Below are 26,532 nucleotides of genomic sequence, written 5' to 3'. Positions count from 1 at the left end.
GAATGTGAACCGGTGCGGGCGAGCCTGACGGAAATCGCCCGCCGCCGTCAGGCCGGCGCTTTTGCCGCGACGACCAGGCAGTTGCCGCGTACCGCGCGCACCTCGTAGCGGTGCGCGTCGTCGCGCTCGCCGTCGGCGAGCACCACGTCCCATTGCGCGCCGCGATACTGGACGCGCGCGCGCCGATCGCGCCATTGCTCGACGACAAGCGTCGCGCCGATGTCGATATTGACGTCGGGATTCGCGGATGCGTCGCGCCGCTGCCGGCGGCCAAGCCCCGAGCGCCTGAGCGCGAACACGGCGGCGAGCGCGACGAACGCGGCGGCCGCGATCTGCCATTGCACGGGCGCGCCCGCGAGATGCGCGATGGCGCCAGCGAGAAAGCCGAGCGCGATCATCAGCAGGTAGAACGTGCCTGTCAGCAATTCAGCAACGGCGAACACGCCCACACCGATCCACCACCATCCGTGCGCGAACACCATCGCTCCTCCTGCCAGTGCGGCCCATATGAAAACACCCCGGTACATTACCGGGGTGTTTATAGCATGAAACTTACAAACAGCCTTCAAATCGACGGAAATCCGATCGCGCCCACCGAAACGGCGCGATGATTTCGCTCGGCTGTATGCGCGTTACTGTTTCGCCGCCAGCGCCTGCCACGTATCGATAACCGTGTCCGGGTTCAGCGAAATCGACGCGATACCTTCTTCGGCGAGCCATTTCGCGAAATCCGGGTGATCGGACGGCCCCTGTCCGCAAATGCCGACATACTTGCCGAGCTTGCGGCACGTGCTGATTGCCCGCTTCAGCATGAATTTCACGGCCGGATCGCGCTCGTCGAAATCGACGGCGAGCAGCTCCATGCCGGAGTCGCGGTCCAGGCCGAGCGTGAGCTGCGTGAGGTCGTTCGAGCCGATCGAAAAACCGTCGAAATGCTGCAGAAACTCTTCGGCCAGAATCGCGTTCGACGGCACCTCGCACATCATGATCAGGCGCAGGCCGTTTTCGCCCCGCTTCAGGCCGAACTTCGCGAGCAGTTCGACGACGCGCTCGGCCTGCTTCACCGTGCGCACGAACGGCACCATGATTTCGACGTTCGCAAGCCCCATGTCGTCACGCACCCGCTTGAGCGCCAAGCATTCCATCTCGAACGCCTGCGCGAAATCGTCGGCGACGTAGCGCGACGCGCCGCGGAAGCCGAGCATCGGATTTTCCTCGTCCGGCTCATAGCGCGAGCCGCCGATCAGCTTCTTGTACTCGTTCGACTTGAAGTCGGACAGGCGCACGATCACGGGCTTCGGATAGAACGCCGCGGCGATCGTCGCGATGCCTTCCGTCAGCTTGTCGACATAGAACGCGCGCGGCGACGCGTGGCCGCGCGCGACGCTCTCGACCGCCTTTTTCAGATCGGCATCGACGTTCGGATACTCGAGAATCGCCTTCGGATGCACGCCGATGTTGTTGTTGATGATGAACTCGAGGCGCGCAAGGCCCACGCCCGCGTTCGGCAACTGCGAGAAATCGAAGGCGAGCTGCGGGTTGCCGACGTTCATCATGATCTTGACGGGCAGCGCCGGCAGCTCGCCGCGCTGCACCTCGGACACCTCGGTCTCGAGCAGGCCATCGTAAATCTTGCCTTCGTCGCCTTCCGCGCACGATACCGTGACGAGCGCGCCATCCTTCAGCACGTCGGTCGCGTCTCCGCAACCGACGACGGCCGGCACGCCGAGTTCGCGCGCGATGATCGCCGCATGGCAGGTACGCCCGCCGCGGTTCGTGACGATCGCCGACGCGCGCTTCATCACCGGCTCCCAGTTCGGATCGGTCATATCGGCGACGAGCACGTCGCCCGGCTGCACGCGCTCCATCTCGGACGGATCGTGAATCACGCGCACCGGCCCCGCGCCGATCTTCTGGCCGATCGCGCGGCCCGTCGCCAGCACCTGCGACTGGCCCTTCAGCTTGAAGCGCTGCTCGGCCTTGCCGCTCGCCTGGCTCTTCACCGTTTCCGGACGCGCCTGCAGAATGAAGATCTTGCCGTCGCGGCCGTCCTTGCCCCATTCGATGTCCATCGGACGCTGATAGTGCTTCTCGATGATCACCGCGTACTTCGCGAGTTCGATCACGTCTTCGTCGGTGATCGAGTAGCGGTTGCGCTGCTCGTGCGGCACGTCGACCGTTTTCACGCGGCCCGGCTCGCCCGGCTGCGTAAACTCCATCTTGATCAGCTTCGAGCCGATCGAGCGGCGAATAATCGGGTATTTGTCCTGCGCGAGCGTGGTCTTGAACACATAGAACTCGTCCGGGTTCACCGCCCCCTGCACGACCGTCTCGCCCAGGCCGTAGCTCGACGTGATGAACACGGCGTCCTTGAAGCCGGACTCGGTATCGATCGTAAACATCACGCCGGCCGCGCCGACATCCGAGCGCACCATGCGCTGCACCCCGGCGGACAACGCAACCTCGGCATGCGTGAAGCCCTTGTGCACCCGGTACGAGATCGCGCGGTCGTTATAGAGCGACGCGAACACGTGCTTCATGCGATCGAGCACGTCTTCGATACCGACGACGTTCAGATACGATTCCTGCTGCCCGGCGAACGATGCGTCCGGCAAATCCTCGGCCGTCGCGGACGAGCGCACGGCAAACGACAATTCGCCCGGCGAGCTGTTCTTCAGGGTTTCGAAATGCGCACGGATCTCGTCTGCGAGACGCGACTGCAGCGGCGCATCGACGATCCATTGGCGAATTTCCGCGCCCGCTTCGGCGAGCGCCTTCACGTCGTCGACATCGAGCGACTCGAGACGTTGCGCAATGCGTTCGGTCAGGTTGTTGTGCTTGAGGAAATCGCGAAACGCGAGCGCCGTCGTTGCGAAACCGGTGGGCACGCGCACGCCTGCCTCGGCCAATTGGCTGATCATCTCGCCAAGCGACGCATTCTTGCCGCCGACGATCTCGACATCGGTCATTCGCAACTGCTCGAACGGAATTACATACGCCTGATCCTTTGCGACGTTTGCTGCGTTAGTCATACAAGCCCCTAAGTGGAAAAAATGCTCGATCGTGCAAACGGGCTCGGACGCGCCCTGCCTGCAAAAAGCGGGCGCGCATTGCACAACCTGTCGGATAAGCCTTCGCGGCAGCCCGGACGACGCCGGACGAATTTGCAAAAAATCCCGGCAGAAAGGCGAAAAAGCAGACAAATCGCCGAATTTGCCGGGATTTCTCGACAGAACGCGGCATCAAACCGCGCGCCGGACCGCAAGGGCTTATCCAACAGGTTGACGGTATTCTACCGTGCCGTTTGTGCAATGTGGCGCATAGGGCCCGCATTGGTGCTCTAGCGCGCAGTGTCGCCTCCCCGGCCCGCCGGGTTTTCCGCTTGGCCGCGCGCGGCGCCTGCCGCACCGACGCCGGCGGGACCGCGGCACGACGGTCAGCGCACGCCCGGCGCGCCGTCGATCAGCACGTAGCCGCGGCTGCGTCCGCCGTTATCGGAATCGGGCGTATTCATCGCCGAGTACAGATCGGCCGTCTTCACCCAGACGGGCGGATATTTGTAACGGGACACGTCGAGGATCAAAAACCGGTCGGTCCCGGCATCGTAGGCGGCGAGCGGCGAGATATGGCCACCCGTCTGCTGGCCGAGCCGGCTGCGCAGATAGTTGACCAGCACGTAATGCCCCGGCCTGCTGAACGCAGCGACAGCTTCGTCGCGGAACGCGTCGGCCGAGGCGTCCGACGCATGGCGCACCGCGCCGGCAAGCCCCAGCGCATTCGCGATCGCGCCGAGCTGATCGAGCGTCATTCCGCGCTGTTCGATCAGCACGCGCGGGCGGATCTGCTCGGTTGCGTCGTTGAGCACGTTATCCTGCGTGAAATAGTGAAAAGGCGGATATTCGGCCGCCGCGGGCGCCGACACGCGCAGCGCGTTCAATATCATCACGAGCGACGCGACGCCGCAAAAACTCTCGGTCTTCTGCGTGACGAAGTGATTGCCGAGCGGCACATAGGCGCTGCGCGCGGCACTCCTGGCCAGCAAATGCTCGCCGGCCGCGCTGCCGAGATCGATCAGCCCCGGCGGCAATGGCAAGCTTTGCGCATGCGCGATCGCGCCAATCGCGGCCATCGCGCAGACAGCGAACCTGTTTCGCATCGTTCGAATCATCGGCCCTCTCCCGTTATCGGCAATCCGCCTGCGGCACGCGCAAGCGTCAACGTCAGCCGCCCGGCATGGCCGGACCGTCGTAGCATACGTGAAAGCCGGCGCACGCGCCGCCGCGCGCGGGACGGCCATGCACGCCCGACGCTCACGCGCGGCCGGGCCCGCACACCGCCCGGCGCGCGCCCTTGCTAGAATGGCCGCTTCCCGGCCGCGACCGGCCGGCAATACTCGCTCGACGCAACGACCCATGCTACCCACCGTTTTCATCGTCTCCGACGGCACCGGGATCACCGCCGAAACCTTCGCGCATTCGATCCTGTCCCAGTTCGACCAGAAATTCCGGCTCGTCCGCGTGCCGTTCATCGACTCGGTCGAGAAAGCCTATACGGCCGTCGAGAAGATCAACGACGCCGCGCAGCACGACGGACGCCGCCCGATCGTGTTCACGACGCTCGTCGACGGCGAATCGAACGAGACCGTCAAGCGCTCGAACGCGCTCGTGCTCGACATGTTCCAGCGCTTCGTCGAACCGCTCGAGCAGGAATTGCAGCTCAAGTCGAGCCACGCGATGGGGCGCGTCCATCAGAACGCGGACACCGAGGAGTACAAGACGCGCATCGAGGCGATCAATTTCTCGCTCGCGCACGACGACGGCCAGTCGAACCGCAATCTCGCCGACGCCGACGTGATCCTGATCGGCGTTTCGCGCAGCGGCAAAACGCCGACGAGCCTGTATCTCGCGATGCAGTACGGCGTGAAGGCCGCGAACTATCCGCTGATTCCGGAGGATTTCGAGCGCGGCAGGCTGCCGACGCCGCTTCATCCGCATCGCAGCAAGCTATTCGGGCTGTCGATCGATCCGCAGCGGCTGTCCGAGATTCGTAACGAGCGCCGGCCCGGCAGCAAGTATGCGGCGCCCGAGAACTGCCGCTACGAGATCAACGAGGCCGAAGCGATGATGCGGCGCGAAGGAGTCAAGTGGCTGTCGTCGACGCACAAGTCGATCGAGGAAATCGCGACGACGATCCTGCAGGAAATCAAGCTCGAGCGGCAATCATACTGAAGCTGAGCTGCATCGGAGACGCTCCGGCGACGCGAGCCGCGCGGCTTGGCGCCGCGCCGATCCGAGCCGCGTAGAACCCACGCCAAGCGATGCCACGCCGGCCGCGTCACGCGCCACGCACGCGCTGCTGCCGACATTGTTCGAACAGACAAATGGCCGCAGCCGCCGCGACATTCAGCGATTCCATGCCGCCCGGCTGCGGAATCGTCACGCGAAGCGCCTGCGCTTGCCGCCAGCGGGCCGACACGCCCGCGCCTTCGTTGCCGAATACCCATGCAAGCGGCCCCGACAAATCGCAGTCGTCGAGCGCGCGCGCGCCGTGCGAATCGGTCAACGCGATCGGGATCGCGAACCGCCCGATCAGCACGTCGGCGTCGATACCCTCGTGAATATCGAGCAGAAAATGCGCGCCCATCGCCGAACGCAGCACCTTGGGCGACCACGCGTAAGCCGTCCCGGGCGCGCAAAACACCTGCGTCACGCCGGCGGCCGCCGCGCTGCGCAGGATCGAGCCGACATTGCCCGCATCCTGCACGCCGTCGAGTACGACCGATGTGCGCTCGATTCGCTCGGGCAACGCCGGCGTGGGCCGCGCGACGAGCAGCAGCACGCCGATCCCGTTGACGACGTCCGACAGTTGCCCGAACAGCGTGTCGGGCAGCGTGACAAGCCGCGCGGGATCGATCCGCCCGGCGATCGCCCGTGCCTGCGGATGCGCGAGTGCGCCTTCAGTGATGACCGCAAGCTCGGGTTGACCGAGCGCGTCCAGATAGGCGGCGGCCAGATGCAGCCCTTCGAGAAGCGCCTGGCCGCCGCGCCGCAATTGGTGGGCCGAGCCCGCCAGCGTCTTCAGGCGCTTGTACAGCGGGTTGTCGCGCGAAGTGATCGCTTTCATCGGCTGGAATCGAGCGCCGCCGCGCGCACCGGCGCGAACGAGCGGCGATGATGCTCGCACGGCCCGTGCTCGCGCAGCGCGGCGAGATGCTGCGGCGTGCCATAGCCAGCGTGCGCGTTGAAACCGTACATCGGGAAGCGCTCGTGCAAATCGGCGAGCATCCGGTCGCGCGTGACTTTCGCGAGAATCGACGCGGCCGAGATGCTCGGCACGAGCGCATCGCCGCCGACGATCGCGACGCTGCGCACCGCGAGCGTCGGGCACCGATTGCCGTCGATCTTCGCAAGCGTCGGCGTGAGCGCGAGCCCTTCGACCGCGCGCTTCATCGCAAGCATCGTCGCATGCAGGATGTTGAGCGTATCGATCTCGTCGACGCTCGCCGACGCGACGCAATACGCGCGCGCATGCGCGACGATCTCGTGATAAAGCCGCTCGCGCTTTTTCGCGGACAGCGCCTTCGAATCGTCGAGCCCTTCGATCGGGCGCATGGGATCGAGAATCACCGCGGCCGCGACGACCGGACCGGCCAGCGGCCCCCGCCCTGCCTCGTCGACGCCGCAGACGATCTCGTCGGGCGCATCGAAGATGAGCGCCGGTTGATCCGCGCCGGCTCGGGTGCTGCGAGGGTTTCGCGTCGTCGCCATCAGCGCGGCTTCCTGCTGTCGATCACGCGCGCGACCGCCTCGGCCGCGCGCGCGGCGGTGTTCTGCCGCAACGTGTAATGCATGTCGGTGAAGATTTCGGTCAGGGTCCGGCGGTTCGCGTCGTCGCGCAGCTGCGTGAGCGTCGCATCGGCGAGCGCCTGCGGCGTGGCGAAATGCTGGAGCAACTCGGGCACGACGAAGCGGCCCGCGAGAATGTTCGGCAGGCCGACATAGGGCAGATAACCCTGGCGGCGCATGATCTGGCCGGTCAGCCACGGCACCTTGTACGAGATCACCATCGGCTTTTTTAGCAACGCCGCTTCAAGCGTCACCGTGCCGCTTTTCACGAGAAGCGCGTCGGCGGCAGTCATTGCAACCTGCGCGCGGCCCTCCGTCAGCGTGACGGAAAGCTGCGGATGCGCGTCGACGAGCGGTTGCAGCAGCGTGCGCAACATCGGCGTGGCGGCCGGCACGACGAAACGCAAAGCCGGCTCGCGCTGCTGCATCAGTGCCATCGCGTCGAAAAACGTCGGCCCGATCAACTCGATCTCCGAGCGGCGGCTGCCCGGCAGCACCGCGACTATGGGGCCGCTTTCCGGCAGGCCGAGCGCGATTCGCGCGCCGTGCATATCGGGCTCGAGCGGAATTTCGTCGGCGAGCGGATGGCCGACGAACGTCGCCGCGACGCCCGCCTTCTCAAGCAACTCGGGCTCGAACGGAAACAGGCACAGCATATGGTCGACGGCCTTGACGATCTTCTTGATCCGGCCGCCGCGCCAAGCCCAGATCGACGGACAGACGAAATGGATCGTCGGAATGCCCGCGCCGCGCAACGCATGCTCGAGACCGAAATTGAAATCGGGCGCATCGATGCCGATAAACGCGTCGGGCGGCTCGGCGAGCAACTGCCGCTTCAATTCGCCGCGAATGCGCAGAATCTCGGGAATGTGCTTGAGCGCCTCCACGTAACCGCGCACCGCAAGCTTTTCCATCGGCCAATGCGCATCGAACCCGGCCGCCATCATCCGCGGCCCGCCGATTCCGTAATAACGGGACGACGCCGGAAGCCGCGTATGCAGCCCTTCGAGCAGCGACGCGCCGAGCAGATCGCCCGACGGCTCGCCAGCGGCGAGCGCGAGGCGCAGCGACGAGGTGGGTTGGAACGCCATTGCGTCAGCGAATGATGCCGCGCTGCGACGTCTCGACGAAATCGACGAGCGCCTTCACGGCGGCGTCGCCGTCGCCGCCCGCTTGCGAGAGTTCGCGCAACTGGACTTTCGCGTCGTCGAGCGACAGGCCGTTCTTGTACAGCAGCCGATAGGCGCTTCTCAGCGCGGAAATCGCATCCGGCGAGAAGCCGCGGCGACGCAGCCCCTCGACATTGATGCCATGCGGCTCGGCCTTGTTGCCCGCCGCGATCACGAACGGCGGCACATCCTGCACGAGCGCCGATGCGCCGCCCAGCATCGAATGCGCGCCGATCCGCACGAATTGGTGAACGCCCGACATCCCGCCGACGATCGCCCAATCGCCGATCTGCACGTGGCCGGCCATCTGCGCGTTGCTCGACAGGATCACGTGGCTGCCGACCCGGCAGTCGTGCCCGATGTGCACGTAGGCCATGATCCAATTGTCGTCGCCAAGCGTCGTGACGCCGGCATCCTGCACGGTGCCCGTGTGAATCGTCGTGAATTCGCGGATCGTGTTGCGATCGCCGATCACGAGCCGCGTCGGCTCGCCCTGATACTTCATGTCCTGCGGACGACCGCCGACCGACGCGTAATGGCCGATGCGATTGTCCTCGCCAATCGTCGTATGGCCTTCGATCACGCTGTGCGAACCGATCGTGGTCCGCGCGCCGATCGTCACGTTCGGCCCGATGATCGCATACGGGCCGATTTCGACCGTTTCGTCGATCTGCGCGCCCGGCTCGACGATCGCCGTGGGGTGAATCCTGCTCATGCGCCGTTGCCTCTCAATGTGTAAGTCGCGTTGCGTTGCCGTGCGGCATGCGTCGGGCGGCGTTCAGGGGGCGGAGTCGGCCGCCTTGACGGTACACATCAGTTCGGCTTCCGCCGCGACCTTGCCGTCCACTTCCGCGACCGACTTGAACTTCCAGATACCGCGGATGTAGCGTTCGAACGTGACGTTCAAAATCAACTGGTCGCCCGGCTCGACGACCCGCTTGAAGCGTGCGCCGTCGATACCGACGAAGTAGTACAGCGTATTTTCCGCGTTGCGCTGCTCTTCCTCGGCGAACGTCAGGAGCGCCGCCGCCTGCGCGAGCGCTTCGATAATCAGCACGCCCGGCATCACCGGTCGCGACGGAAAATGCCCTTGGAAGAACGGTTCGTTGATCGAAACGTTCTTGATCGCTTTGATGGACTTGTGCGGTTCGAGTTCGAGCACGCGATCGACGAGCAGGATCGGATAGCGATGCGGCAGCAGCGAGAGAATCTTGTGGATGTCGAAATTGATTTTTTCAGTACTCATAGTGGTTCGTCTCACGCAATGCCTGCGCGGTGATGAATGCGGATGCGGGCCGCGTCTGAAGAGGCGGCCCGCGGTTCAGTCGACCGGCCGGGGCGGCACCCTGCGCGCCCGGTCGACGCCGTGCTATGCGCCGGTGTCGTTACCTCGGGCGGCGCTATCCTGTTCAATGTGTTCCCGTGCGGCCAGCGCGGTTTCGAGCGCCTTGATCCGATCGCGCAACTTGTCGAGGTTGCGCACGAGCGCCGCACTCTTGTTCCAGTCGCCGTGCTCGACGGCAGGAAACGCACTTGTGTAGATGCCCGCTTTCGGCAACGATTTCGACACGCCCGATTTCGCGGTGACGATCACGCCATCGCCCAGCGTCACATGCCCGGCAATGCCGACCGCGCCGCCGATCATGCAATGGCGGCCGATCGTCGTGCTGCCCGCGATGCCCGCGCAGCCGGCGATCACCGTGTACGCGCCGATCCGGCAGTTGTGGCCGATCTGCACGAGATTGTCGATCTTCACGCATTCGTCGATGACGGTATCGGCCATCGCGCCGCGGTCGATCGTCGTATTCGCGCCGATCTCGACGTCCGCACCGATGGTCACGCCACCGACTTGCGGAATCTTCACCCACGCCCCGGTGCGCGCGTCGCCGTCGCCGACGAAATCGGGCGCAAAGCCGAAGCCGTCCGAGCCGATCACCGCGCCCGAATGGACGATCGCGCGAGCGCCCAGCACGCAGCCGTGATAGACCGTGACGTTCGGGTACAAATGCGAATCGTCGCCGATCCGTGTGCCGCGTCCGACGAACACGTTTGCGTCGAGCACCACGCGCTCGCCGATCACCGCGCCCGCCTCGACCGTCGCGTGCGGGCCGATCACTGCGCTCGCCGCGACCTGCGCGGCCGGATCGACGCTCGCGCTCGGATGCACGCCCGCTGCACGCTGGGGCGCCGCGAGATCGATGAACATCTGCGCGACACGCGCGAAATAGGCATACGGATTCGCCGTCACGATGAAATTGCGGCCGTTCGCGGCCGCGCCGAGTTTCTCGAGATCGCGCGGCGCGATCAGCACGGCGCCTGCGCCGGTCGCCTCGACCTGCGCCAGATACTTCGGATTGGCAAGAAACGCGAGCTGCTTCGGGCCCGCCTGATCAAGCGGAGCAAGGGAGCCGACCTCCTGTCGGCCGTCGCCGACGATCTTGCCGCCAAATCGCGCGACGAGCGCCTCGAGCGTCAATGCCATGACCCCGCGCTCCTTAATTCGATCCGGCCGATGGCGATGCAAGCGCCTTCAACACCTTGTCGGTGATATCGATGCGCGGACTCACGTAGACCGCTTCCTGCACGATCAGATCGTAGTTCTGCTGCTCGGCGATCTGCTTAATCACCTTGTTCGCGCGATCAAGCACCGCCGCGAGTTCCTCATTGCGGCGCTGGTTCAGATCCTCGCGGAATTCGCGTTGCTTGCGCTGGAAATCGGTGTCGAGCTGTGCGAGATCGCGCTGCTTCTGCGCACGGTCGTTCGCCGACAGCGACGAGCTGTTCTTGTCGAGCGCGTCGGATATCGATTTCAGACGAGCGGCCATGTCCTGCAAATCTTTGTCGCGCTTCGCAAACTCGGCTTCGAGCTTGGTCTGCGCGGCCTTCGCGGGCGCCGACTCGCGCAGGATCCGATCCGAGTTGACAGCAGCAATGCGCGCAACGTCCTGCGCATGCGCAAGCGACACGCCGAGCGCAGCGACGAGCGCCAGCGCGCCCATCAGTCGTTTCGAAAACTTAGCGGTTAGCAAGATTACCCTCTCGATACTTGTAGTCAGTCTGATCCGATCAGAACGCCGTTCCGATCTGGAACTGGAATTTCTGATACTGGTCGCCGGTATGCTTCTGCAGCGGGAAGCCCAAACTCAGCTTGAGCGGGCCGATCGGCGAAATCCACGCCAGGCCCACGCCGTAACCGTAGCGCAACCCGTTCGCCCCCGTGCTCGTGCCCCCCGGCGCATTGCCCCACACGTTACCGCCATCCAGGAACGTGAACACCCGCAGCGTGCGGTCATAGCCCGTCCCCGGCAGCGGGAACGTCAGCTCGATATTGCCCACGATCATCTTCGAGCCGCCGATCGGGTCGTTCGTCTGCTTGTCGCGCGGACCCAGCGAACTCGGCTCATAGCCGCGCACCGAACCGATCCCCCCCGCGTAGTAATTCTTGAAGATCGGATACGCGTTGCCGATACCGTTGCCGTAGCCCCCCTGGAAGTTCAGCCCCAGGATGAAGCCCCGCGCGAACGAATAGTAGTACTGCGCTTGAATGTCCGCCTTGTAATACTGGATCTTGCCCACCGGCACGCCGTATTCCACGTTCGCCTGCGTGAAGTACCCGCGGCTCGGAATCAGCGCGCTGTCGCGCGCATCGCGCGACCATCCGATCGTCAGCGGCACCGTGTTCGACACCCGCCCGAACTGCCGCACATAGTCCTTGTACGACTCCGGCGTGCTCGTGTCGTCCATGTTCACGTCCAGCCGGTTCTGCTCGAAGCCCGCGCCGAAATACACCGTATCCGTCTCCGAGAACGGAATCCCGAACTTCAGATTGCCCCCCGCCGTGATGATCCGGAAACTCGAATTCGTCGAGTAGTACAGCGGCTGGTACGTCCGGTAGAACACGTCCGTGATCCGCTTGATCCCGTCCACCGTGAAGTACGGGTCCACCTGCGTCACCGTCAGCGTCCGGTAGCTCCGGGCCGTGTTCACGTTCACCGCCAGGCTCGTCCCCGAGCCGAACACGTTGTCCTGCGACACCCCCGCCGACAGCACCACCTTGTCCGTCGACGAAAAACCCGCCCCCAGCGTGATCGCCCCCGTCGGCTTCTCCGCCACCTTCACGTTCACGTCAACCTGGTCGTTCGTGCCCTCCACCGGCACTGTCGTCACGTCCACATCCGTGAAGTACCCCAGCCGGTTCACCCGGTCCTTCGACAGCGCCAGCCGGCTCGAATCGAACCACGAACTCTCCAGCTGACGCATCTCCCGGCGCACCACCTCGTCCCGCGTGCGCGTGTTGCCCACAATGTTGATCCGCCGAACGTACACCCGCCGGCTCGGCTCCACCACCAGCGTCAGATTCACCTTGTGATTGCTCTGGTCGATCTCCGGCTGCGCATTCACCGTCGCGAACGCATAACCGTACTCCCCCAGCTTGTCCACGATCGCCTTCGTCGTCTGCTGCAGCTTCTCCGCCGAGAATCGATCCCCCGCCTTCACCTTCACCAGCTTCTTCAGCTCCGCTTCCCGATCCAGCAGATTGCCCGCCAGCTTCACCCCCGACACCGTGTACGGCTCCCCCTCGTGCAGCGTCACCGTCAGGTACATGTCCTTCTTGTCCGGCGAAATCGACACCTGCGTCGACTCAATGTTGAACTCCAGATACCCTCGGTTCAGATAGTACGAGCGCACGTTCTCCAGATCGCCCGTGAGCTTCTCCTTCGAATACAGATCGTTCTTCGTGTACCACGAGAACCAGTTCGGCGTCGACAACTGCATCTCGTCACGCAGCGTGTTCGTGCTGAACGTCTTGTTCCCGATGAAGTTGATCTGACGAATCTTCGCGCTCGGACCTTCCGCCACCGAAAACAGAATCGACACCCGGTTCGCGTCCACCGGCGTCACCGTCGTCGTCACCTCCGCCGCGTAAAACCCTCGCGTCAAATACTGCCGCTTGAGCTCCTGCTCCGCCTTGTCCACCAGCGCCTTGTCGTAGTACCGCCCCTGCGCCAGCCCCACCGCCTTCAGCGCCTTGTTCAAGTTGTCCTTGTCGAACTCCTTGATCCCCGTGAAATCGATCGACGCGATCGCCGGCCTCTCCTGAACCTGGACAATCACCACCCCGCCTTGCGTGGCCACCCGGACATCCGTGAAAAATCCCGTCGCGTACAGCGCTCGGATCGCCTCCGACGCCTTCTCGTCCGTGAACGTCTCGCCTTGCTTGATCGGCAGGTACGCAAACACCGACCCCGCCTCCACGCGCTGCAATCCCTCTATCTTGATGTCCTGCACCACGAACGGTGCCGTCGCGTGAGCCGACATTCCCGGCGCCGCCAGCGCCGCCGCCGCTACCGCCTTCGCTACGAAGCCATGAGGTTTCAACAACATGCATCCCCAGTGTTTAAGCTTGCATCAGGTCAGGCGGCAAACCTTAGCGGCACCGCCCGATGCGTCAAAAATGGATTAACCGAGCCAGATCGTTGAACAGCGCGATCGCCGACAACGCGACGATGCAGATCAATCCCGCTCTTTGCAGAATCAGTTGCCAGCGCTCCGATACGGCCTTACCGGTCGCGGCTTCAACCAGATAATATAACAGATGCCCCCCGTCCAAAACCGGAATCGGCAGCAGGTTCAATACGCCGAGGCTAATGCTGACAAGGCCGAGAAACGATAGAAATGCCGACCATCCGAGGCGCGCGCTCTTACCCGCGTAATCGGCGATCGTCACCGGCCCGGACAAATTTTTCAGCGACGCTTCGCCCGTCACCATCCGGCCGAACATCTTCAGCGAATACAGCGCGATATCCCAAGTGCGCCGCGCGCCGAGTTCGACGCTCTCGAGCACGCCGTAGCGCACGTCGACCATCGGCGTCTTCAGCGCGAGCGCCGCGCCGATGCGGCCAACTTGCCGGCCCGTCTCGTCATCGCGCTGCGCCTGCGGGACGATCGTCAGCGTGCGCTCGGCGCCCGCGCGTTCGATGCGCAGCGCCAGCGGCCGCCCCGCGTGCGCCTTCACGTCGTCGATGAAACGCGACGAGCTGCCGATGCGCGCGCCGTCGAGCGCGACGAGCGTGTCGCCCGGCTGCAATCCCGCTTGCTGCGCGGCGCTGCCCGGCTGCACCGACGTCACCGCGAGCGCGCCGCCGCCCGGATCGAAACCGAGACGTGCCATGAAATCGCCGTCGAGATCGCGATCGTCGAGCCGATGCAGATCGACGCGAAAATCGAACGTGTCGCCGGATGCATGCGCCCCGCCGTTTCGCGCGCCGAGCACGACGTCGCGATGGTCCAACGCGGCGGACAGCAGCTTCCAGCGCAGATCGGACCACGAGCGCACCGGCGTTGCGTCGCCGCCATGCGCATCGCGGATCGACACGACGGTTTCGCCGCCGTCGAATCCGGCGAGCGCGGCGCTCGTGCCCGCGGCCGGCGGCGCGATGACGGCCGCCGGCTCCGTCACGCCGGTCGCGAAAACGAGCGCGAACAGCACGATCGCCAACAAGAAGTTCGCGACCGGACCGGCCGCGACGATCGCGATCCGCTTGCCGACCGATTGCCGATTGAACGCATGCGGCAGCTCGTGCGTGCGAATGCCGTCGCCGGGATCGCGCTCGTCGAGCATCTTCACGTAGCCGCCGAGCGGCAGCGCGGACAGTGTCCATTCGGTGCCGGTCTTCTTGCTGACCCAGCGCGCGACGGGCGCGCCAAACCCGATCGAGAAGCGCAGCACCTTCACACCGCACCAGCGCGCGACGCGGTAGTGCCCATATTCGTGCACGACGACCAGCACGCCAATCGCCACCGCAAACGCGAGCAGTTCGACCAGCACGTTCATGAGCGCAGCCGCTCCATTCACGCAGCCCGCGTCACGTCGGGCGCGGGCTGTTTGTCGATGAACGCGGCGGCAGCGCGGCGCGCGGCGGCATCGGCGTCGATCACGTCGTCGAGACCGCTCGGCGTGCGGTTGTCGAGCCCGTCGAGCACCGCCTCGACCGTCTGCGCGATCGCGGTAAAGCGAATCCGCCGCGACAGGAATGCCTCGACCGCGATTTCGTTCGCCGCGTTGAGCGCCGCGCTGGCGACGCCGCCCGCGTCGAGCGCCTGCAGCGCGAGCGCGAGGCAAGGAAAGCGCGTGAAATCGGGCTTTTCGAACGACAGCGCGGCGATCTGCGCGAGATCGAGCGGTGCGACTCCTGCCTCTACGCGCTCCGGAAACGCCAGCGCATGCGCGATCGGCGTGCGCATATCCGGATTGCCGAGCTGTGCGAGCACCGAACCGTCCTTGTACGACACGAGCGAATGAATCACGCTCTGCGGGTGAATCAGCACGTCGATCCGCTCGCCCGGCAGGCCGAACAGCCAATGCGCCTCGATCACTTCGAGGCCCTTGTTCATCATCGTCGCCGAATCGACCGAAATCTTGCGGCCCATCACCCAGTTGGGATGTTTGCACGCCTCGTCGGGCGTCACGTTGACGAGCGTCGCCGGTTCGCGGGTGCGGAACGGGCCGCCCGACGCGGTCACGATGATCTTGGCGATGCCGCCGTGCTCGGCCGCATCGCGCGGCATGCACTGGAAAATCGCGTTGTGCTCGCTGTCGACGGGCAGCAGGATCGCGTGATGATCGCGCACCGCATCCATGAAAATCGCGCCCGACATCACGAGCGCTTCCTTGTTCGCCAGCAGGATGCGCTTGCCCGCGCGCGCGGCGGCCAAGCTAGGCGCCAACCCCGCCGCACCGACGATCGCCGCGACCACGGTATCGCAGCCGTCGCTCGTCGACACGTCGACGAGCGCCTGTGGGCCATACGCGACCTGCGTTTTGCTGCCCGCCGCGCGAAGTTGCGCATCGACGCGCGCAGCGGTGTCGGCATCGCCGACCACCGCGATATCGGGCGCAAAGCGCAGGCATTGGGCGACGAGCTTGTCGCCGTTGCGGTGCGCGCTCAGCGCATGAATCGCGAAGCGCTCGGGATGGCGCGCGACGACGTCGAGCGTGCTGTCTCCGATCGAGCCCGTCGAGCCGAGCAATGTCAGACGTTTTTGCATGATGTAAGTCGAGTTTTAACCGAGCAGCAGCAGCGCGAGCGGCAACACGGGCAACAGTGCGTCGACGCGGTCGAGCACGCCGCCGTGCCCGGGCAACAAACCGCTCGAATCTTTCACGCCCGCTTGGCGCTTGAGCAACGATTCGAACAAATCGCCGACCACGCTGAACGCGACCAGCACGGACAGCGCGGCAAACGCCCCCGCCACGCCATAGCGTATGCCGAGCGCCGAATACAGGGTCGGGTCGAAAACATGCGAGGCCCAGGCCGCGCCGGCCACGGCCATTACCGCGAGCCAGCCCCCCGCCACGCCTTCCCAGGTTTTGCCCGGACTGACCGACGGCGCGAGCTTATGCTTGCCGAACCGCTTGCCGGCAAAGTATGCGCCGATATCGGCAAGCCACACCACCAGCAATAGCGACAACACGAAGGGTACGCCTATCGCACGCGCGGCAACCAGTGCGTGCCAGCACGCGGCGAACACGACGAGGCCGGCCGCGAGCAGAAACAGCCGCCACGCGCGCGCCGCGAGCACCGGCTTGCGCGCGAGCGCGTATGGGCCGATCAACAGCCAGAAAACCCCGGCCGCCGCGAACAGCGGCCGCGCCGCCTGCGCGCCAATGCCGAGCCGCATACTCGCCGCCAGCGCGAGCGCCGCGAGCGCCGCGTAGCCGATCGAGCCGGCACCGCCGAGCGCGAGCAGCCGCCCCCATTCCCACGCGGCAAACACGAGCGCGAGCGCAATCAGCGCGCCGAATGCGGCAAGCGGCGCGAACAGCGTCACAGGCAGCAATACCGCCAGCAGCACGACCGCCGTGATGACACGGGTCTTCAGCATGAAAGGGAATCGGCGTCCTGGGCTTGGGGCTCGAGCTGCGCGCTCGTGCGGCCGAACCGCCGTTCGCGGTGCGTATACGACGCAAGCGCCTCGGCGAGCGCGTTGCCGTCGAAATCCGGCCAGAATTTGTCGGTAAAATAAAATTCGGCGTAAGCGAGCTGCCACAGCAGGAAATTGCTGACGCGCTGCTCGCCGCCGGTACGGATGAAAAGATCCGGCTCCGGCGCATAGGCCATGGCCAGATGGCTGGCAAACGCATTCTCGTCGATCTCGACCGCGCGCCCCTCGCGCGCCGCCTGTTCAACGAGCCGTTGCGTCGCCTGCAGGATGTCCCAGCGGCCGCCATAGTTCGCGGCGATCGTCAACGTCAGGCGCGTGTTGCGCGCCGTCTTCGTTTCCGCCCGGCGGATCAGCGCCTGAATGCGCGGCTCGAACTTCGATAGATCGCCGACGACGCGCAGCCGGATGCCGTTCGCGTGCAGTTTGCCGACCTCGCGCTCGAGCGCGGTAATGAACAGGCGCATCAGAAACGACACTTCGTCGGTCGGCCGACGCCAGTTCTCGGAACTGAACGCGAACAGCGTCAGGTATTCGACGCCTGCCCGCGCGCACCCCTCGACGACGGCACGCACCGCATCGACGCCGCGCGTGTGCCCTGCGACGCGCGGCAAGCGGCGCTCAGTCGCCCAACGGCCGTTGCCGTCCATGATGATCGCCACGTGACGCGGCACGTTCGTGACGTCAGGTACGTGAACGGTGGAACTGGTATAAGTCATGGCCGCTGAAAGACTGTAGCTGCGGGAAAAAAGTGCGATGCACCCGAAGAGACGACGGCGTCAAACCGTCATGATCTCCGCTTCCTTCGTCTGAACGAGCTTGTCGATTTCCGCCACGTGCTTGTCGGTCAACTTCTGCACGTCGTCACCTGCGCGGCGCTCGTCATCCTCGGAGATTTCTTTGTCCTTCACGAGCTTCTTCAATTGCTCGTTCGCATCGCGGCGCAAATTGCGGATCGCGACCTTCGCCGTCTCGCCCTCGCTCTTGACGACCTTCGTCAATTCGCGGCGACGCTCTTCGGTGAGCGGCGGCATCGGCACGCGGATCAGGTCGCCCGCGGTCGCCGGGTTCAGACCCAGATCGGCCTCGCGAATCGCCTTCTCGACCTTCGCGACCATGTTTTTCTCCCACGGCTGCACGCCGATCGTGCGCGCGTCGACGAGCGTCAAATTCGCGACCTGCGAAATCGGCACCATCGAGCCGTAGTAGTCCACCTGCACGTGGTCGAGCAAACCCGTATGCGCACGGCCCGTGCGGACCTTCGCCAGATCGTTCTTGAACGCCTCGATCGAACGCTGCATCTTCTGCTCGACGCCCTTTTTGATATCAGCGACACTCATTTCTACCTCCGAACCTTCCAGACTTCAAAACGACGCGGACAACGGCACAACGGGCGGTGCATCCGGCACCGCCCAGGTTGCCCGCATCGGCGGGAGTTTACACGTGGACGAGCGTGCCCTCATCCTCACCTTGCACGACGCGCTTGAGCGCGCCCGGCTTATTGATCGAAAACACGCGGATCGGCAGCTTCTGGTCACGGCAGAGCGCGAACGCGGTCGCGTCCATCACCTGCAGGTTGCGGCCGATCGCCTCGTCGAAGCTGATCGACGAATAGCGCGTCGCGGACGGGTCCTTCTTCGGGTCGGCCGAATAGACGCCATCGACCTTCGTTGCCTTCAGCACGACCTCGGCGCCGACTTCCGAGCCGCGCAACGCGGCCGCCGTATCGGTGGTGAAGAACGGGTTGCCCGTGCCCGCCGCGAAGATCACCACTTTGCCTTCCTCCAACTGACGGATCGCGCGCGGACGGATGTAAGGCTCGACGACCTGGTCCATCCGAAGCGCCGATTGCACACGCGCCTCGATACCCGCGTGACGCATCGCGTCTTGCAGCGCGAGCGCGTTCATCATCGTTGCGAGCATCCCCATGTAGTCGGCCGTCGCGCGGTCCATGCCAGCCGCACCACCCGCCACGCCGCGGAAAATATTGCCGCCGCCGATCACGACCGCGAGCTGCGTGCCGAGACGGACGACTTCCGAGATATCGGCGACCATTCGCTCAATCGTCGCGCGATTGATGCCGAAGGCGTCATCGCCCATCAGAGCTTCGCCGGAGAGTTTGAGGAGGACGCGTTTATAGGCATTGGACATAGGATCTTCCGAGCGACGAGAGGATGACAAGCACGAACTGTAGGGGCGAAATGCTGATTCGGGCAAGCGCCGCCGGGCCAAGCGGACCGCAAGGGCCCGGCCCGGCGGCGGCGCCGAGCGCGGCGAAAGACGCTCGCCGCGGGTCATACGTACTGCTACTGCTGGTTACCGCTGTTACGACTGGGTTACCACTCGCGTTACTGTTGCTTCGCAGCAGCGACTTGCGCGGCCACTTCCGCCGCGAAATCGTCTTGGCGCTTCTCGATGCCTTCACCGACGACGAACAGCGCGAACTTCTGCACCGCCGAATTCGCGGCCTTCAGCATCTGCTCGATCGTCTGCTTGTCGTTTTTCACGAACGGCTGGTTCAGCAGCGACACTTCCTTCAGGAACTTCTGGACGCTGCCGTCGACCATCTTCGCGACGATCTCGGCCGGCTTGCCCGACTCGGCCGCCTTCTGCTCGGCCACGCGGCGTTCCTTCTCGATCAGGTCAGCCGGAACCTCTTCGGCCGACAGCGAAACCGGCTTCATCGCCGCGATATGCATCGCGACATCCTTGCCGACCTGCTCTTGCTCGCCGGTGTACTCGACGATCACGCCGATGCGGCTGCCGTGCAGGTACGTCGCGAGCTTGTTGGCGGTTTCGAAACGGACAAAGCGGCGGATCGAGATGTTCTCGCCGATCTTGCCGACGAGCGCGAGGCGCACTTCGTCGACCGTCTTGCCGTCGAGCGGCAGCGCCGACAGCGCGGCGACGTCGGCCGGATTGCGGCTCGCCACGAGTTCCGCGACCTGCTTCGAGAAGGCGAGGAAATCGTCGTTCTTCGCGACAAAGTCGGTTTCGCAGTTCAGCTCGACGAGCGCGCCGGCGTTGCCGCCAACGAACGATGCGACGACGCCTTCGGCCGTCACGCGCGATGCCGCCTTGCTCGCCTTGTTGCCGAGTTTCACGCGCAGCAGCTCTTCGGCCTTGGCCATGTCGCCGTCAGCTTCCGTCAGCGCCTTCTTGCACTCCATCATCGGTGCGTCGGTCTTCGCGCGCAGTTCTGCCACCATGCTTGCGGTAATTGCCGCCATCATTCGCTCCTTGAGTCTGTATTCACAACGCCGCCCGCACTTCGACGCGAACGGCCGGCATTCGTTTCCGGGCAGCCGCGCGAAATCGTTCCGCGCCGCAATCAGCCGTCAGGCCGCCCAAAAAATCGGCTTAAAAAAAGGGGGCTTGTCTAGAGCCCCCTTTTTGCGCCGGCTCGGGGCCGGTTACGCGTTTTCCTCGACGTATTCGTCGTCGCCGCGCACCGCCTGGACCACTTCGTTGACCGCGTTCGCGCGGCCCTCGAGGATCGCATCGGCGACGCCTTGCGCGTACAGCGCGACGGCCTTGCTCGAATCGTCGTTGCCCGGGATCACGTAATCGACGCCTTCCGGCGAGTGGTTCGTATCGACCACCGCGATCACCGGCACACCCAGCTTGTTCGCCTCAGTGACGGCGATCTTGTGGTAGCCGACGTCGACGACGAAGATCGCGTCCGGAATGCCGCCCATGTCCTTCACGCCGCCGATCGACTTTTGCAGCTTCGCGATCTCGCGCTCGAACAGCAGCGCTTCTTTCTTGCTCATCTTCTCGAGTTCGCCCGCCTCGACCGCCGCTTCCATGTCCTTCAGGCGCTTGATCGATACCTTCAGCGTCTTGAAGTTGGTCAGCATGCCGCCGAGCCAACGCGCGTTGACGAACGGCATGCCGGCGCGCTGCGCTTCCTGCGCGATCGTATCGCGCGACTGACGCTTCGTGCCGACGAAGAGGATCGTGCCCCGATTCGCCGCGAGCTGACGCACGTACTTCAGCGCGTCGTTGTACATCGGCAGCGTCTTTTCGAGATTGATGATGTGAATCTTGTTACGGTGACCGAAGATGAACGGCGCCATCTTCGGGTTCCAGAAGCGCGTTTGGTGACCGAAGTGGACACCGGCTTCCAGCATTTGGCGCATCGTGACTGCCATCAGAATTTCTCCACGAGGGTTGGGGTCTTAAGCCGGCGGCCGCATCGGCGACGATCCGGACATCCGATCGTCGCGCGACACCCTGGTTGCCCCGGCTTGCGATTCAGCGCACGCTCCCCGACAATGAACCGCCTGAAACGTAACGCCTGAAGCCTTCGCCGCCACCGCGCTTTCGCCGCCCGCGGTTCGGGCAAGCGGAAAATCGCAATTTCAGCGTCGACTTAGCCAAAAATTATAGCACATGGCGATGACGCCCCTCAAGTCGCATTGCCTTTGCCGGACCGGATCGCATCGCCGGGCCGCGCAGGCGCCCGGCTTACACCGCCCGCGCCATGCCGATCCGGGCGCCCATTGCATCGGCAAAGACGCTGCGGCACCCGGAATAAGGTGCGATAATTGCCTAATTCACCGCACTCCAGGCATCGACCATGGCCATTACGCTCAAAAACGAACACGACATCGCCCAGATGCGCGTCGCCTGCCGGCTCGCGAGCGAAGTGCTCGATTACATCACGCCATTCGTCGTCGCGGGCGTGACGACGGGCGAACTCGACCGCCTCTGCCACGAATACATGACCAACGTGCAGAACACGGTTCCCGCGCCGCTCAACTACCAGCCGCCCGGCTATCCGCCGTATCCGAAGGCGATCTGCACGTCGGTCAACGACGTGATCTGCCACGGCATCCCCGGCGACAAGACACTGAAGAACGGCGACATCGTCAACCTCGACATCACCGTCATCAAAAACGGCTATTTCGGCGACACGAGCCGGATGTTCATCGTCGGCGACGGCTCGATCCTCGCGAAGCGCCTCGTGCAAACCACCTACGAATGCATGTGGCTCGGCATCGAGCAGGTGAAGCCGGGCGCGCATCTCGGCGATATCGGCTATGCGATCCAGAAGCACGCGGAAAGCCAAGGCTACAGCGTCGTGCGCGAATATTGCGGCCACGGGATCGGCACGGTGTTCCACGAAGACCCGCAGGTGGTCCACTACGGACGGCCGGGCACGGGCGTGGAACTCAAGCCCGGTATGATCTTCACGATCGAGCCGATGATCAACGCCGGCAAGCGCGATATCCGCACGATGCCCGACCAGTGGACGGTCAAAACCCGCGACCGCAGCCTGTCCGCGCAATGGGAGCATACGGTGCTCGTCACCGACACCGGCTATGACGTGCTGACCGTGTCGGCCGGCACGCCCGCGCGCCCGGCGCTTGCCGTGCACGCGGCCGCCGCCGTCTGAGCGAAGCGCGCCTGCGCCGCGCCGAGCGCGTCGCAGCATATTGCCCGGCGCCGCCCGACAATCGCTCGGGCGGCGCATTTCTTTCAAATGTCCAACCTTCGCCTGGTCGATCGCTGCCCATGAGCGTTTCCGTCGCGCCGCCGTCGTCCACACCGCCGCGCAAGGCCGAATTCAAGGCGGCCAAGGCCGAGTTGCTCATGCGCTTCAAATCCGCGGCCAACGTCACGCCGCTGATGCACGCGCTGTCGCGCGCGACCGACGACGCGCTGCGCCGCCTATGGAGCGACTGCGGGCTGACCACGGCGCTTACGCTCGTGGCGGTCGGCGGCTACGGCCGGGGCGAACTGGCACCGCATTCGGACGTCGACATCCTGGTGCTGCTGCCCGACTCGCACGCCAACGAACTCGACGAGCGGATCGAGCGCTTCATCGGCATGGCATGGGATCTGGGGCTCGAGATCGGCAGCAGCGTGCGCACCGTCGGCCAGTGTCTCGACGAGGCGGCGCAGGACATCACCGTGCAAACGTCGTTGCTCGAAGCGCGCCGCATCGTCGGCAGCACCGCGCTCTTCGAGCGCTTCATGCTGCGCTACCGGGATGCGCTCGACGCACGCGCGTTCTTCCAGGCCAAGGTGCTCGAACTGCGCCAGCGCCACGCGAAGTTCCAGGACACACCGTATAGCCTCGAGCCGAACATCAAGGAAAGCCCCGGCGGGCTGCGCGATCTGCAAACGATTCTATGGATCGCCCGCGCGGCGGGCTTGGGCAGCAGTTGGCGTGAACTCGACACGCGCGGCCTCATCACCGATCGCGAGGCGCGCGAGCTGCGCCGCAACGAGGGGTTTCTGAAAACGCTGCGCGCGCGGCTGCACGTAATCGCCGGGCGCAGACAGGATCTCCTCGTGTTCGATTTGCAGACGCAAGCGGCCGAGAGCTTCGGGTATCAGCCGACGCCCGCCAAGCGCGCAAGCGAGCAACTGATGCGCCGCTATTACTGGGCCGCGAAGGCCGTCACGCAACTGGCGACGATTCTGATCCAGAACATCGAGGCGCAACTGTTCCCGGCAACGAGCGGCATTACGCGCGTGCTGTCGCCTGGGCGCTTCGTCGAGAAGCAGGGCATGCTGGAAATCGCCGCGGACGATCTGTTCGAGCGCCACCCCGATGCGATCCTCGAAGCGTTCGTGCTTTACGAAACGGTGCGCGGCGTGAAGGGGCTGTCCGCACGCACGCTGCGCGCGCTCTACAATTCGCGCGACGTGATGAACAACGCATGGCGGCGCGATCCGCGCAACCGCCGCACGTTCATGGAAATCCTCCAGCAGCCGGAAGGCATCACGCACGCATTCAGGCTGATGAATCAGACAAGCGTGCTCGGCCGCTATCTGCTGAACTTCCGGCGCATCGTCGGACAGATGCAGCACGACCTCTATCACGTATACACGGTCGATCAGCATATTCTGATGGTGCTGCGCAACATTCGACGCTTCGCGGTGGCCGAGCACGCGCATGAATACCCGTTTTGCAGCCAGCTCATCGTGAATTTCGAGCGGCCGTGGGTGCTGTACGTCGCCGCCCTCTTCCACGATATCGCGAAAGGCCGCGGCGGCGACCATTCGGTGCTGGGGATGGCCGACGCGCGGCGCTTCTGCCGAGACCACGGCATTGCCGGCGACGACGCGGCGCTCATCGTCTGGCTCGTCCAGCATCATTTGACGATGAGCCAGGTCGCGCAAAAGCAGGATACGAGCGACCCCGACGTCATCAGGCGCTTCGCCGATCTCGTCGGCTGCGAGCGGCGGCTGACCGCGCTGTATCTGCTGACGGTCGCCGACATTCGCGGCACGAGCCCGAAGGTCTGGAACACGTGGAAAGGCAAGCTGCTCGAGGATCTGTACCGCACGACGCTCGCCGTGCTCGGCGGCGCGCAACCCGATCCGCATTCGGAACTCAAGACGCGCCAGGAGGAAGCGCTCGCGCTGCTGCGCCTCGAAACCGTGCCGTCCGACGCGCACCGCGCGCTGTGGGACAAGCTCGATGTCGGCTACTTCCTGCGCCACGACGCGGCCGACATCGCATGGCAGACCCGCGTGCTGTACCGGCACGTCGAGGCCGACACCGCCATCGTGCGCGCGCGCCCGTCGCCCGTCGGCGACGCACTGCAGGTGCTCGTCTACGTGAAGGACCGCTCCGACCTGTTCGCGGGCATTTGCGCGTATTTCGACCGCAACGGGCTCTCGGTGCTCGATGCGCGGGTCAGCACCACGCGCCACGGTTACGCGCTCGACAACTTCATCGTTACGCAAACCGAGCGCAACGTGCAATACCGCGACATCGCGAACCTCGTCGAACAGCAGCTCGCGGCGCGCCTGGCCGCTTCGTCGCCGTTGCCCGAGCCGGCCAAGGGGCGGCTGTCGCGGCTGTCGCGAACCTTTCCGATTACGCCGCGCGTCGACCTGCGCGCCGACGAGCGCGGCCAGTACTACATCCTGTCCGTGTCGGCGAACGACCGGCCGGGCCTTCTTTATTCGATCGCGCGCGTGCTCGCCGAGCACCGGGTCGGCGTCCATGCGGCGCGGATCAATACGCTTGGCGAGCGCGTCGAGGACGTTTTCATGCTTGACGGCGGCGGCTTATCCGATAACCGCCTGCAGATCCAAGTCGAAACCGAATTGTTGCGCGCCATTGCAGTGTGAGCAGGTATCAGCGTTTATGCGCACAAAATTGACCGTCAAGAATCCACGGCCGGCCTCGCCGAGCCGCGCCCCCGTGCGGGCGTCGAGCGCCCACGCGCGTAAGACCGCTCGCCCGCTCGACAAAATCGCCGACGCGAAGCCGCAGCCAGCAAAAACAGCCGGCGCGGCAGCGCGCACGGGCGGATCGGCCGTGAAATCAGCCACGAAACCGGCGGCCAAGCCTGTCGCGAAAAAATCGGCGGCGCCGGCATCGTCGGCGTCGAAGTCGGCGGCCCCGCGCGCCGCCGCGTCGGCAACGCCGAAAACGGCCGGAGTGGCAAAAACCGCGGTCGGCAAGCGCGGCAACGCGGCCGGCACGAAATTCGGCGGCTCGGCTCGAACCGGCGAATCGCGCCGGACGGGCGAGCGCGACGTGCGCTCGGGCGACCGGGCTCCGCGCGACAGCGCCCGCGCATTCGCGGACAAGCGTCCCGCCGCCGGCCAACGCGCAACACGCAACGCGAGCGGCCGATACGACAGCTCGGCCAAGCCTACGCCCCCCGGTGCGCAGCCCGGCACGGCCCGCCGCCCCGCATCGCACGCGAGCACCACCGATGCGCGCCGTCCCGCGCCGCGTGCCAGCCTCAAGGGCGCCCAGCCGGTCAAGCGCCGCGCCACGGAACGCGAGGCGGCCCCAGCCGTTCGCGGCGACGAAACGGGCCTTGTGCGGCTGTCGAAGCGGATGTCGGAACTCGGCCTCTGCTCGCGCCGCGAAGCGGACGAATGGATCGAGAAAGGCTGGGTGCTCGTGGATGGCGTGCGCATCGACACGCTCGGCACCAAGGTACGCGCCGATCAGCGTATCGAAATCGATTCGAACGCGCGCGCCGCGCAAGCGGCGCAAGTGACGATTCTGCTGCACAAGCCAGTCGGTTACGTTTCCGGTCAGGCTGAGGACGGCTACGCGCCCGCCGCGACGCTCATCACACGCGACAACCATTGGAGCGGCGACCGCTCGGCGCTACGTTTCTCGCCGCAGCATCTGCGCGCGCTCGCGCCGGCGGGCCGGCTCGACATCGATTCGACAGGCCTGCTCGTGCTGACGCAAAACGGCCGCATCGCCAAGCAGTTGATCGGCGAGCAATCCGACATCGACAAGGAATATCTGGTGCGCGTGCGCTTTGGCGAACGCTTGACCGATATCGACCAGCACTTCCCCGCCGAATCGCTCGCGAAGCTGCGCCACGGCCTCGAACTCGACGGCGTGCCGCTCAAGCCTGCGATGGTGAGCTGGCAGAACGGCGAGCAGCTTCGCTTCGTGCTGCGCGAAGGCAAAAAGCGTCAGATTCGGCGCATGTGCGAACTTGTCGGTCTCGACGTGATCGGTCTGAAGCGGGTGCGCATGGGCCGCGTGATGCTTGGCGCGCTGCCGCAGGGACAGTGGCGTTATTTGTCGCCCGACGAGTCGTTCTAATTGCCCCAGTCGCCCCAGTCGTTTT

23 protein-coding genes and 1 pseudogene are annotated in these 26,532 nt (G+C 65.0%); 5 read left to right on the top strand and 19 right to left on the bottom strand.

Annotated features, from left to right (window positions below; translation table 11 throughout):
- Nucleotides 1–47: 47 nt before the first annotated feature.
- Nucleotides 48–482 (bottom strand): NfeD family protein, encoded by a 435-nt coding sequence (locus tag AQ611_RS08355; RefSeq protein WP_059513518.1) that lies wholly within the window; start codon nucleotides 480–482, stop codon nucleotides 48–50.
- Nucleotides 483–632: 150 nt separating this feature from the next.
- A complete protein-coding gene (gene ppsA, locus AQ611_RS08350; protein ID WP_059513520.1) occupies nucleotides 633–3,032 on the bottom strand; it encodes a phosphoenolpyruvate synthase in 2,400 nt (799 codons plus the stop codon).
- 12 nt (nucleotides 3,033–3,044) lie between these two features.
- Between ppsA and AQ611_RS25460 the strand changes: the two genes are divergently transcribed.
- Entirely contained in the window at nucleotides 3,045–3,344 is a 300-nt protein-coding gene (locus AQ611_RS25460) for a hypothetical protein (protein ID WP_156789217.1), read from the top strand.
- A 92-nt stretch (nucleotides 3,345–3,436) separates the two neighbouring features.
- Here the strand turns inward: AQ611_RS25460 and AQ611_RS08345 are convergent.
- A pseudogene (locus tag AQ611_RS08345) lies at nucleotides 3,437–4,132 on the bottom strand (phytochelatin synthase family protein); the annotation flags it as partial.
- Between the two features lie 280 nt (nucleotides 4,133–4,412).
- Here AQ611_RS08345 and ppsR point away from each other — a divergent pair.
- Complete coding sequence (ppsR, locus tag AQ611_RS08340) at nucleotides 4,413–5,228, top strand: posphoenolpyruvate synthetase regulatory kinase/phosphorylase PpsR (protein ID WP_059513524.1); 816 nt, start codon at nucleotides 4,413–4,415, stop codon at nucleotides 5,226–5,228.
- Between the two features lie 106 nt (nucleotides 5,229–5,334).
- Here the strand turns inward: ppsR and AQ611_RS08335 are convergent, their stop codons facing one another.
- From AQ611_RS08335 to rpsB, 16 genes are all read right to left on the bottom strand, one after another.
- Nucleotides 5,335–6,123 (bottom strand): TrmH family RNA methyltransferase, encoded by a 789-nt coding sequence (locus AQ611_RS08335; protein ID WP_069234209.1) that lies wholly within the window; start codon nucleotides 6,121–6,123, stop codon nucleotides 5,335–5,337.
- Complete coding sequence (gene rnhB, locus AQ611_RS08330; protein ID WP_059513528.1) at nucleotides 6,120–6,767, bottom strand: ribonuclease HII; 648 nt, start codon at nucleotides 6,765–6,767, stop codon at nucleotides 6,120–6,122. The genes AQ611_RS08335 and rnhB overlap by 4 nt, the downstream gene beginning before the upstream one ends.
- On the bottom strand, nucleotides 6,767–7,936 hold the full coding sequence (lpxB, locus tag AQ611_RS08325; RefSeq protein WP_059513529.1) for a lipid-A-disaccharide synthase: 1,170 nt from the start codon (nucleotides 7,934–7,936) through the stop codon (nucleotides 6,767–6,769). The genes rnhB and lpxB overlap by 1 nt, the downstream gene beginning before the upstream one ends.
- A 4-nt stretch (nucleotides 7,937–7,940) precedes the next feature.
- The gene (gene lpxA, locus AQ611_RS08320) at nucleotides 7,941–8,729 is read right to left on the bottom strand and encodes an acyl-ACP--UDP-N-acetylglucosamine O-acyltransferase (protein WP_059513531.1); all 789 of its coding nucleotides are present in this window, start codon (nucleotides 8,727–8,729) and stop codon (nucleotides 7,941–7,943) included.
- A 63-nt stretch (nucleotides 8,730–8,792) separates the two neighbouring features.
- Nucleotides 8,793–9,260: a 3-hydroxyacyl-ACP dehydratase FabZ gene (fabZ, locus tag AQ611_RS08315; protein ID WP_059513534.1), complete on the bottom strand. Its 468-nt coding sequence runs from the start codon at nucleotides 9,258–9,260 to the stop codon at nucleotides 8,793–8,795.
- Between the two features lie 123 nt (nucleotides 9,261–9,383).
- Complete coding sequence (gene lpxD, locus AQ611_RS08310) at nucleotides 9,384–10,496, bottom strand: UDP-3-O-(3-hydroxymyristoyl)glucosamine N-acyltransferase (protein ID WP_069234208.1); 1,113 nt, start codon at nucleotides 10,494–10,496, stop codon at nucleotides 9,384–9,386.
- 13 nt (nucleotides 10,497–10,509) lie between these two features.
- Entirely contained in the window at nucleotides 10,510–11,013 is a 504-nt protein-coding gene (locus AQ611_RS08305) for an OmpH/Skp family outer membrane protein (RefSeq protein ID WP_059513538.1), read from the bottom strand.
- A gap of 67 nt (nucleotides 11,014–11,080) precedes the next feature.
- Nucleotides 11,081–13,399 (bottom strand): outer membrane protein assembly factor BamA, encoded by a 2,319-nt coding sequence (bamA, locus tag AQ611_RS08300; protein WP_059520624.1) that lies wholly within the window; start codon nucleotides 13,397–13,399, stop codon nucleotides 11,081–11,083.
- Nucleotides 13,400–13,463: 64 nt separating this feature from the next.
- On the bottom strand, nucleotides 13,464–14,849 hold the full coding sequence (gene rseP / locus AQ611_RS08295) for an RIP metalloprotease RseP (protein ID WP_069235194.1): 1,386 nt from the start codon (nucleotides 14,847–14,849) through the stop codon (nucleotides 13,464–13,466).
- Nucleotides 14,850–14,866: 17 nt separating this feature from the next.
- Nucleotides 14,867–16,063, bottom strand: coding sequence for a 1-deoxy-D-xylulose-5-phosphate reductoisomerase (locus tag AQ611_RS08290; RefSeq protein ID WP_059516856.1), 1,197 nt, complete (start codon nucleotides 16,061–16,063; stop codon nucleotides 14,867–14,869).
- 15 nt (nucleotides 16,064–16,078) lie between these two features.
- On the bottom strand, nucleotides 16,079–16,900 hold the full coding sequence (locus tag AQ611_RS08285; RefSeq protein ID WP_069234207.1) for a phosphatidate cytidylyltransferase: 822 nt from the start codon (nucleotides 16,898–16,900) through the stop codon (nucleotides 16,079–16,081).
- The gene (gene uppS / locus AQ611_RS08280) at nucleotides 16,894–17,676 is read right to left on the bottom strand and encodes a polyprenyl diphosphate synthase (protein WP_069234206.1); all 783 of its coding nucleotides are present in this window, start codon (nucleotides 17,674–17,676) and stop codon (nucleotides 16,894–16,896) included. Before uppS ends, AQ611_RS08285 begins: the two co-directional genes overlap by 7 nt.
- A 60-nt stretch (nucleotides 17,677–17,736) precedes the next feature.
- The gene (gene frr, locus AQ611_RS08275; protein WP_059516850.1) at nucleotides 17,737–18,297 is read right to left on the bottom strand and encodes a ribosome recycling factor; all 561 of its coding nucleotides are present in this window, start codon (nucleotides 18,295–18,297) and stop codon (nucleotides 17,737–17,739) included.
- 97 nt (nucleotides 18,298–18,394) lie between these two features.
- A complete protein-coding gene (gene pyrH, locus AQ611_RS08270; protein WP_059516848.1) occupies nucleotides 18,395–19,108 on the bottom strand; it encodes a UMP kinase in 714 nt (237 codons plus the stop codon).
- Between the two features lie 197 nt (nucleotides 19,109–19,305).
- A complete protein-coding gene (gene tsf / locus AQ611_RS08265) occupies nucleotides 19,306–20,187 on the bottom strand; it encodes a translation elongation factor Ts (RefSeq protein WP_059516910.1) in 882 nt (293 codons plus the stop codon).
- A 183-nt stretch (nucleotides 20,188–20,370) separates the two neighbouring features.
- The gene (gene rpsB, locus AQ611_RS08260) at nucleotides 20,371–21,111 is read right to left on the bottom strand and encodes a 30S ribosomal protein S2 (RefSeq protein ID WP_006402646.1); all 741 of its coding nucleotides are present in this window, start codon (nucleotides 21,109–21,111) and stop codon (nucleotides 20,371–20,373) included.
- Nucleotides 21,112–21,539: 428 nt separating this feature from the next.
- Between rpsB and map the strand changes: the two genes are divergently transcribed.
- From map to AQ611_RS25455, 3 genes are all read left to right on the top strand, one after another.
- Nucleotides 21,540–22,358: a type I methionyl aminopeptidase gene (gene map, locus AQ611_RS08255; RefSeq protein WP_059516846.1), complete on the top strand. Its 819-nt coding sequence runs from the start codon at nucleotides 21,540–21,542 to the stop codon at nucleotides 22,356–22,358.
- Between the two features lie 119 nt (nucleotides 22,359–22,477).
- Nucleotides 22,478–25,054 carry a [protein-PII] uridylyltransferase gene (locus AQ611_RS08250; protein ID WP_069234205.1) on the top strand — a complete coding sequence of 859 codons (2,577 nt, stop codon included), beginning with the start codon at nucleotides 22,478–22,480 and terminating at the stop codon, nucleotides 25,052–25,054.
- 16 nt (nucleotides 25,055–25,070) lie between these two features.
- A complete protein-coding gene (locus tag AQ611_RS25455; protein ID WP_102720249.1) occupies nucleotides 25,071–26,507 on the top strand; it encodes a pseudouridine synthase in 1,437 nt (478 codons plus the stop codon).
- The last annotated feature ends 25 nt before the right edge of the window (nucleotides 26,508–26,532 follow it).

Origin of the sequence: Burkholderia singularis (genome assembly GCF_001718875.1) — a bacterium.
Lineage (GTDB): Bacteria > Pseudomonadota > Gammaproteobacteria > Burkholderiales > Burkholderiaceae > Burkholderia > Burkholderia singularis.
The sequence above is the reverse complement of the archived record's forward strand: the minus strand, read 5'-3'. Positions and strand labels throughout refer to the sequence as shown.

What these genes read in the sequence shown, in the direction of transcription:
- AQ611_RS08355 (WP_059513518.1), bottom strand. Translation starts at nt 482, where the DNA reads ATGGTGTTCGCGCACGGATGGTGGTGGATCGGTGTGGGCGTGTTCGCC.
- ppsA (WP_059513520.1), bottom strand. Translation starts at nt 3,032, where the DNA reads ATGACTAACGCAGCAAACGTCGCAAAGGATCAGGCGTATGTAATTCCG.
- ppsR (WP_059513524.1), top strand. Translation starts at nt 4,413, where the DNA reads ATGCTACCCACCGTTTTCATCGTCTCCGACGGCACCGGGATCACCGCC.
- AQ611_RS08335 (WP_069234209.1), bottom strand. Translation starts at nt 6,123, where the DNA reads ATGAAAGCGATCACTTCGCGCGACAACCCGCTGTACAAGCGCCTGAAG.
- rnhB (WP_059513528.1), bottom strand. Translation starts at nt 6,767, where the DNA reads ATGGCGACGACGCGAAACCCTCGCAGCACCCGAGCCGGCGCGGATCAA.
- lpxB (WP_059513529.1), bottom strand. Translation starts at nt 7,936, where the DNA reads ATGGCGTTCCAACCCACCTCGTCGCTGCGCCTCGCGCTCGCCGCTGGC.
- lpxA (WP_059513531.1), bottom strand. Translation starts at nt 8,729, where the DNA reads ATGAGCAGGATTCACCCCACGGCGATCGTCGAGCCGGGCGCGCAGATC.
- fabZ (WP_059513534.1), bottom strand. Translation starts at nt 9,260, where the DNA reads ATGAGTACTGAAAAAATCAATTTCGACATCCACAAGATTCTCTCGCTG.
- lpxD (WP_069234208.1), bottom strand. Translation starts at nt 10,496, where the DNA reads ATGGCATTGACGCTCGAGGCGCTCGTCGCGCGATTTGGCGGCAAGATC.
- AQ611_RS08305 (WP_059513538.1), bottom strand. Translation starts at nt 11,013, where the DNA reads ATGGGCGCGCTGGCGCTCGTCGCTGCGCTCGGCGTGTCGCTTGCGCAT.
- bamA (WP_059520624.1), bottom strand. Translation starts at nt 13,399, where the DNA reads ATGTTGTTGAAACCTCATGGCTTCGTAGCGAAGGCGGTAGCGGCGGCG.
- rseP (WP_069235194.1), bottom strand. Translation starts at nt 14,849, where the DNA reads ATGAACGTGCTGGTCGAACTGCTCGCGTTTGCGGTGGCGATTGGCGTG.
- AQ611_RS08290 (WP_059516856.1), bottom strand. Translation starts at nt 16,063, where the DNA reads ATGCAAAAACGTCTGACATTGCTCGGCTCGACGGGCTCGATCGGAGAC.
- AQ611_RS08285 (WP_069234207.1), bottom strand. Translation starts at nt 16,900, where the DNA reads ATGCTGAAGACCCGTGTCATCACGGCGGTCGTGCTGCTGGCGGTATTG.
- uppS (WP_069234206.1), bottom strand. Translation starts at nt 17,676, where the DNA reads ATGACTTATACCAGTTCCACCGTTCACGTACCTGACGTCACGAACGTG.
- frr (WP_059516850.1), bottom strand. Translation starts at nt 18,297, where the DNA reads ATGAGTGTCGCTGATATCAAAAAGGGCGTCGAGCAGAAGATGCAGCGT.
- pyrH (WP_059516848.1), bottom strand. Translation starts at nt 19,108, where the DNA reads ATGTCCAATGCCTATAAACGCGTCCTCCTCAAACTCTCCGGCGAAGCT.
- tsf (WP_059516910.1), bottom strand. Translation starts at nt 20,187, where the DNA reads ATGGCGGCAATTACCGCAAGCATGGTGGCAGAACTGCGCGCGAAGACC.
- rpsB (WP_006402646.1), bottom strand. Translation starts at nt 21,111, where the DNA reads ATGGCAGTCACGATGCGCCAAATGCTGGAAGCCGGTGTCCACTTCGGT.
- map (WP_059516846.1), top strand. Translation starts at nt 21,540, where the DNA reads ATGGCCATTACGCTCAAAAACGAACACGACATCGCCCAGATGCGCGTC.
- AQ611_RS08250 (WP_069234205.1), top strand. Translation starts at nt 22,478, where the DNA reads ATGAGCGTTTCCGTCGCGCCGCCGTCGTCCACACCGCCGCGCAAGGCC.
- AQ611_RS25455 (WP_102720249.1), top strand. Translation starts at nt 25,071, where the DNA reads ATGCGCACAAAATTGACCGTCAAGAATCCACGGCCGGCCTCGCCGAGC.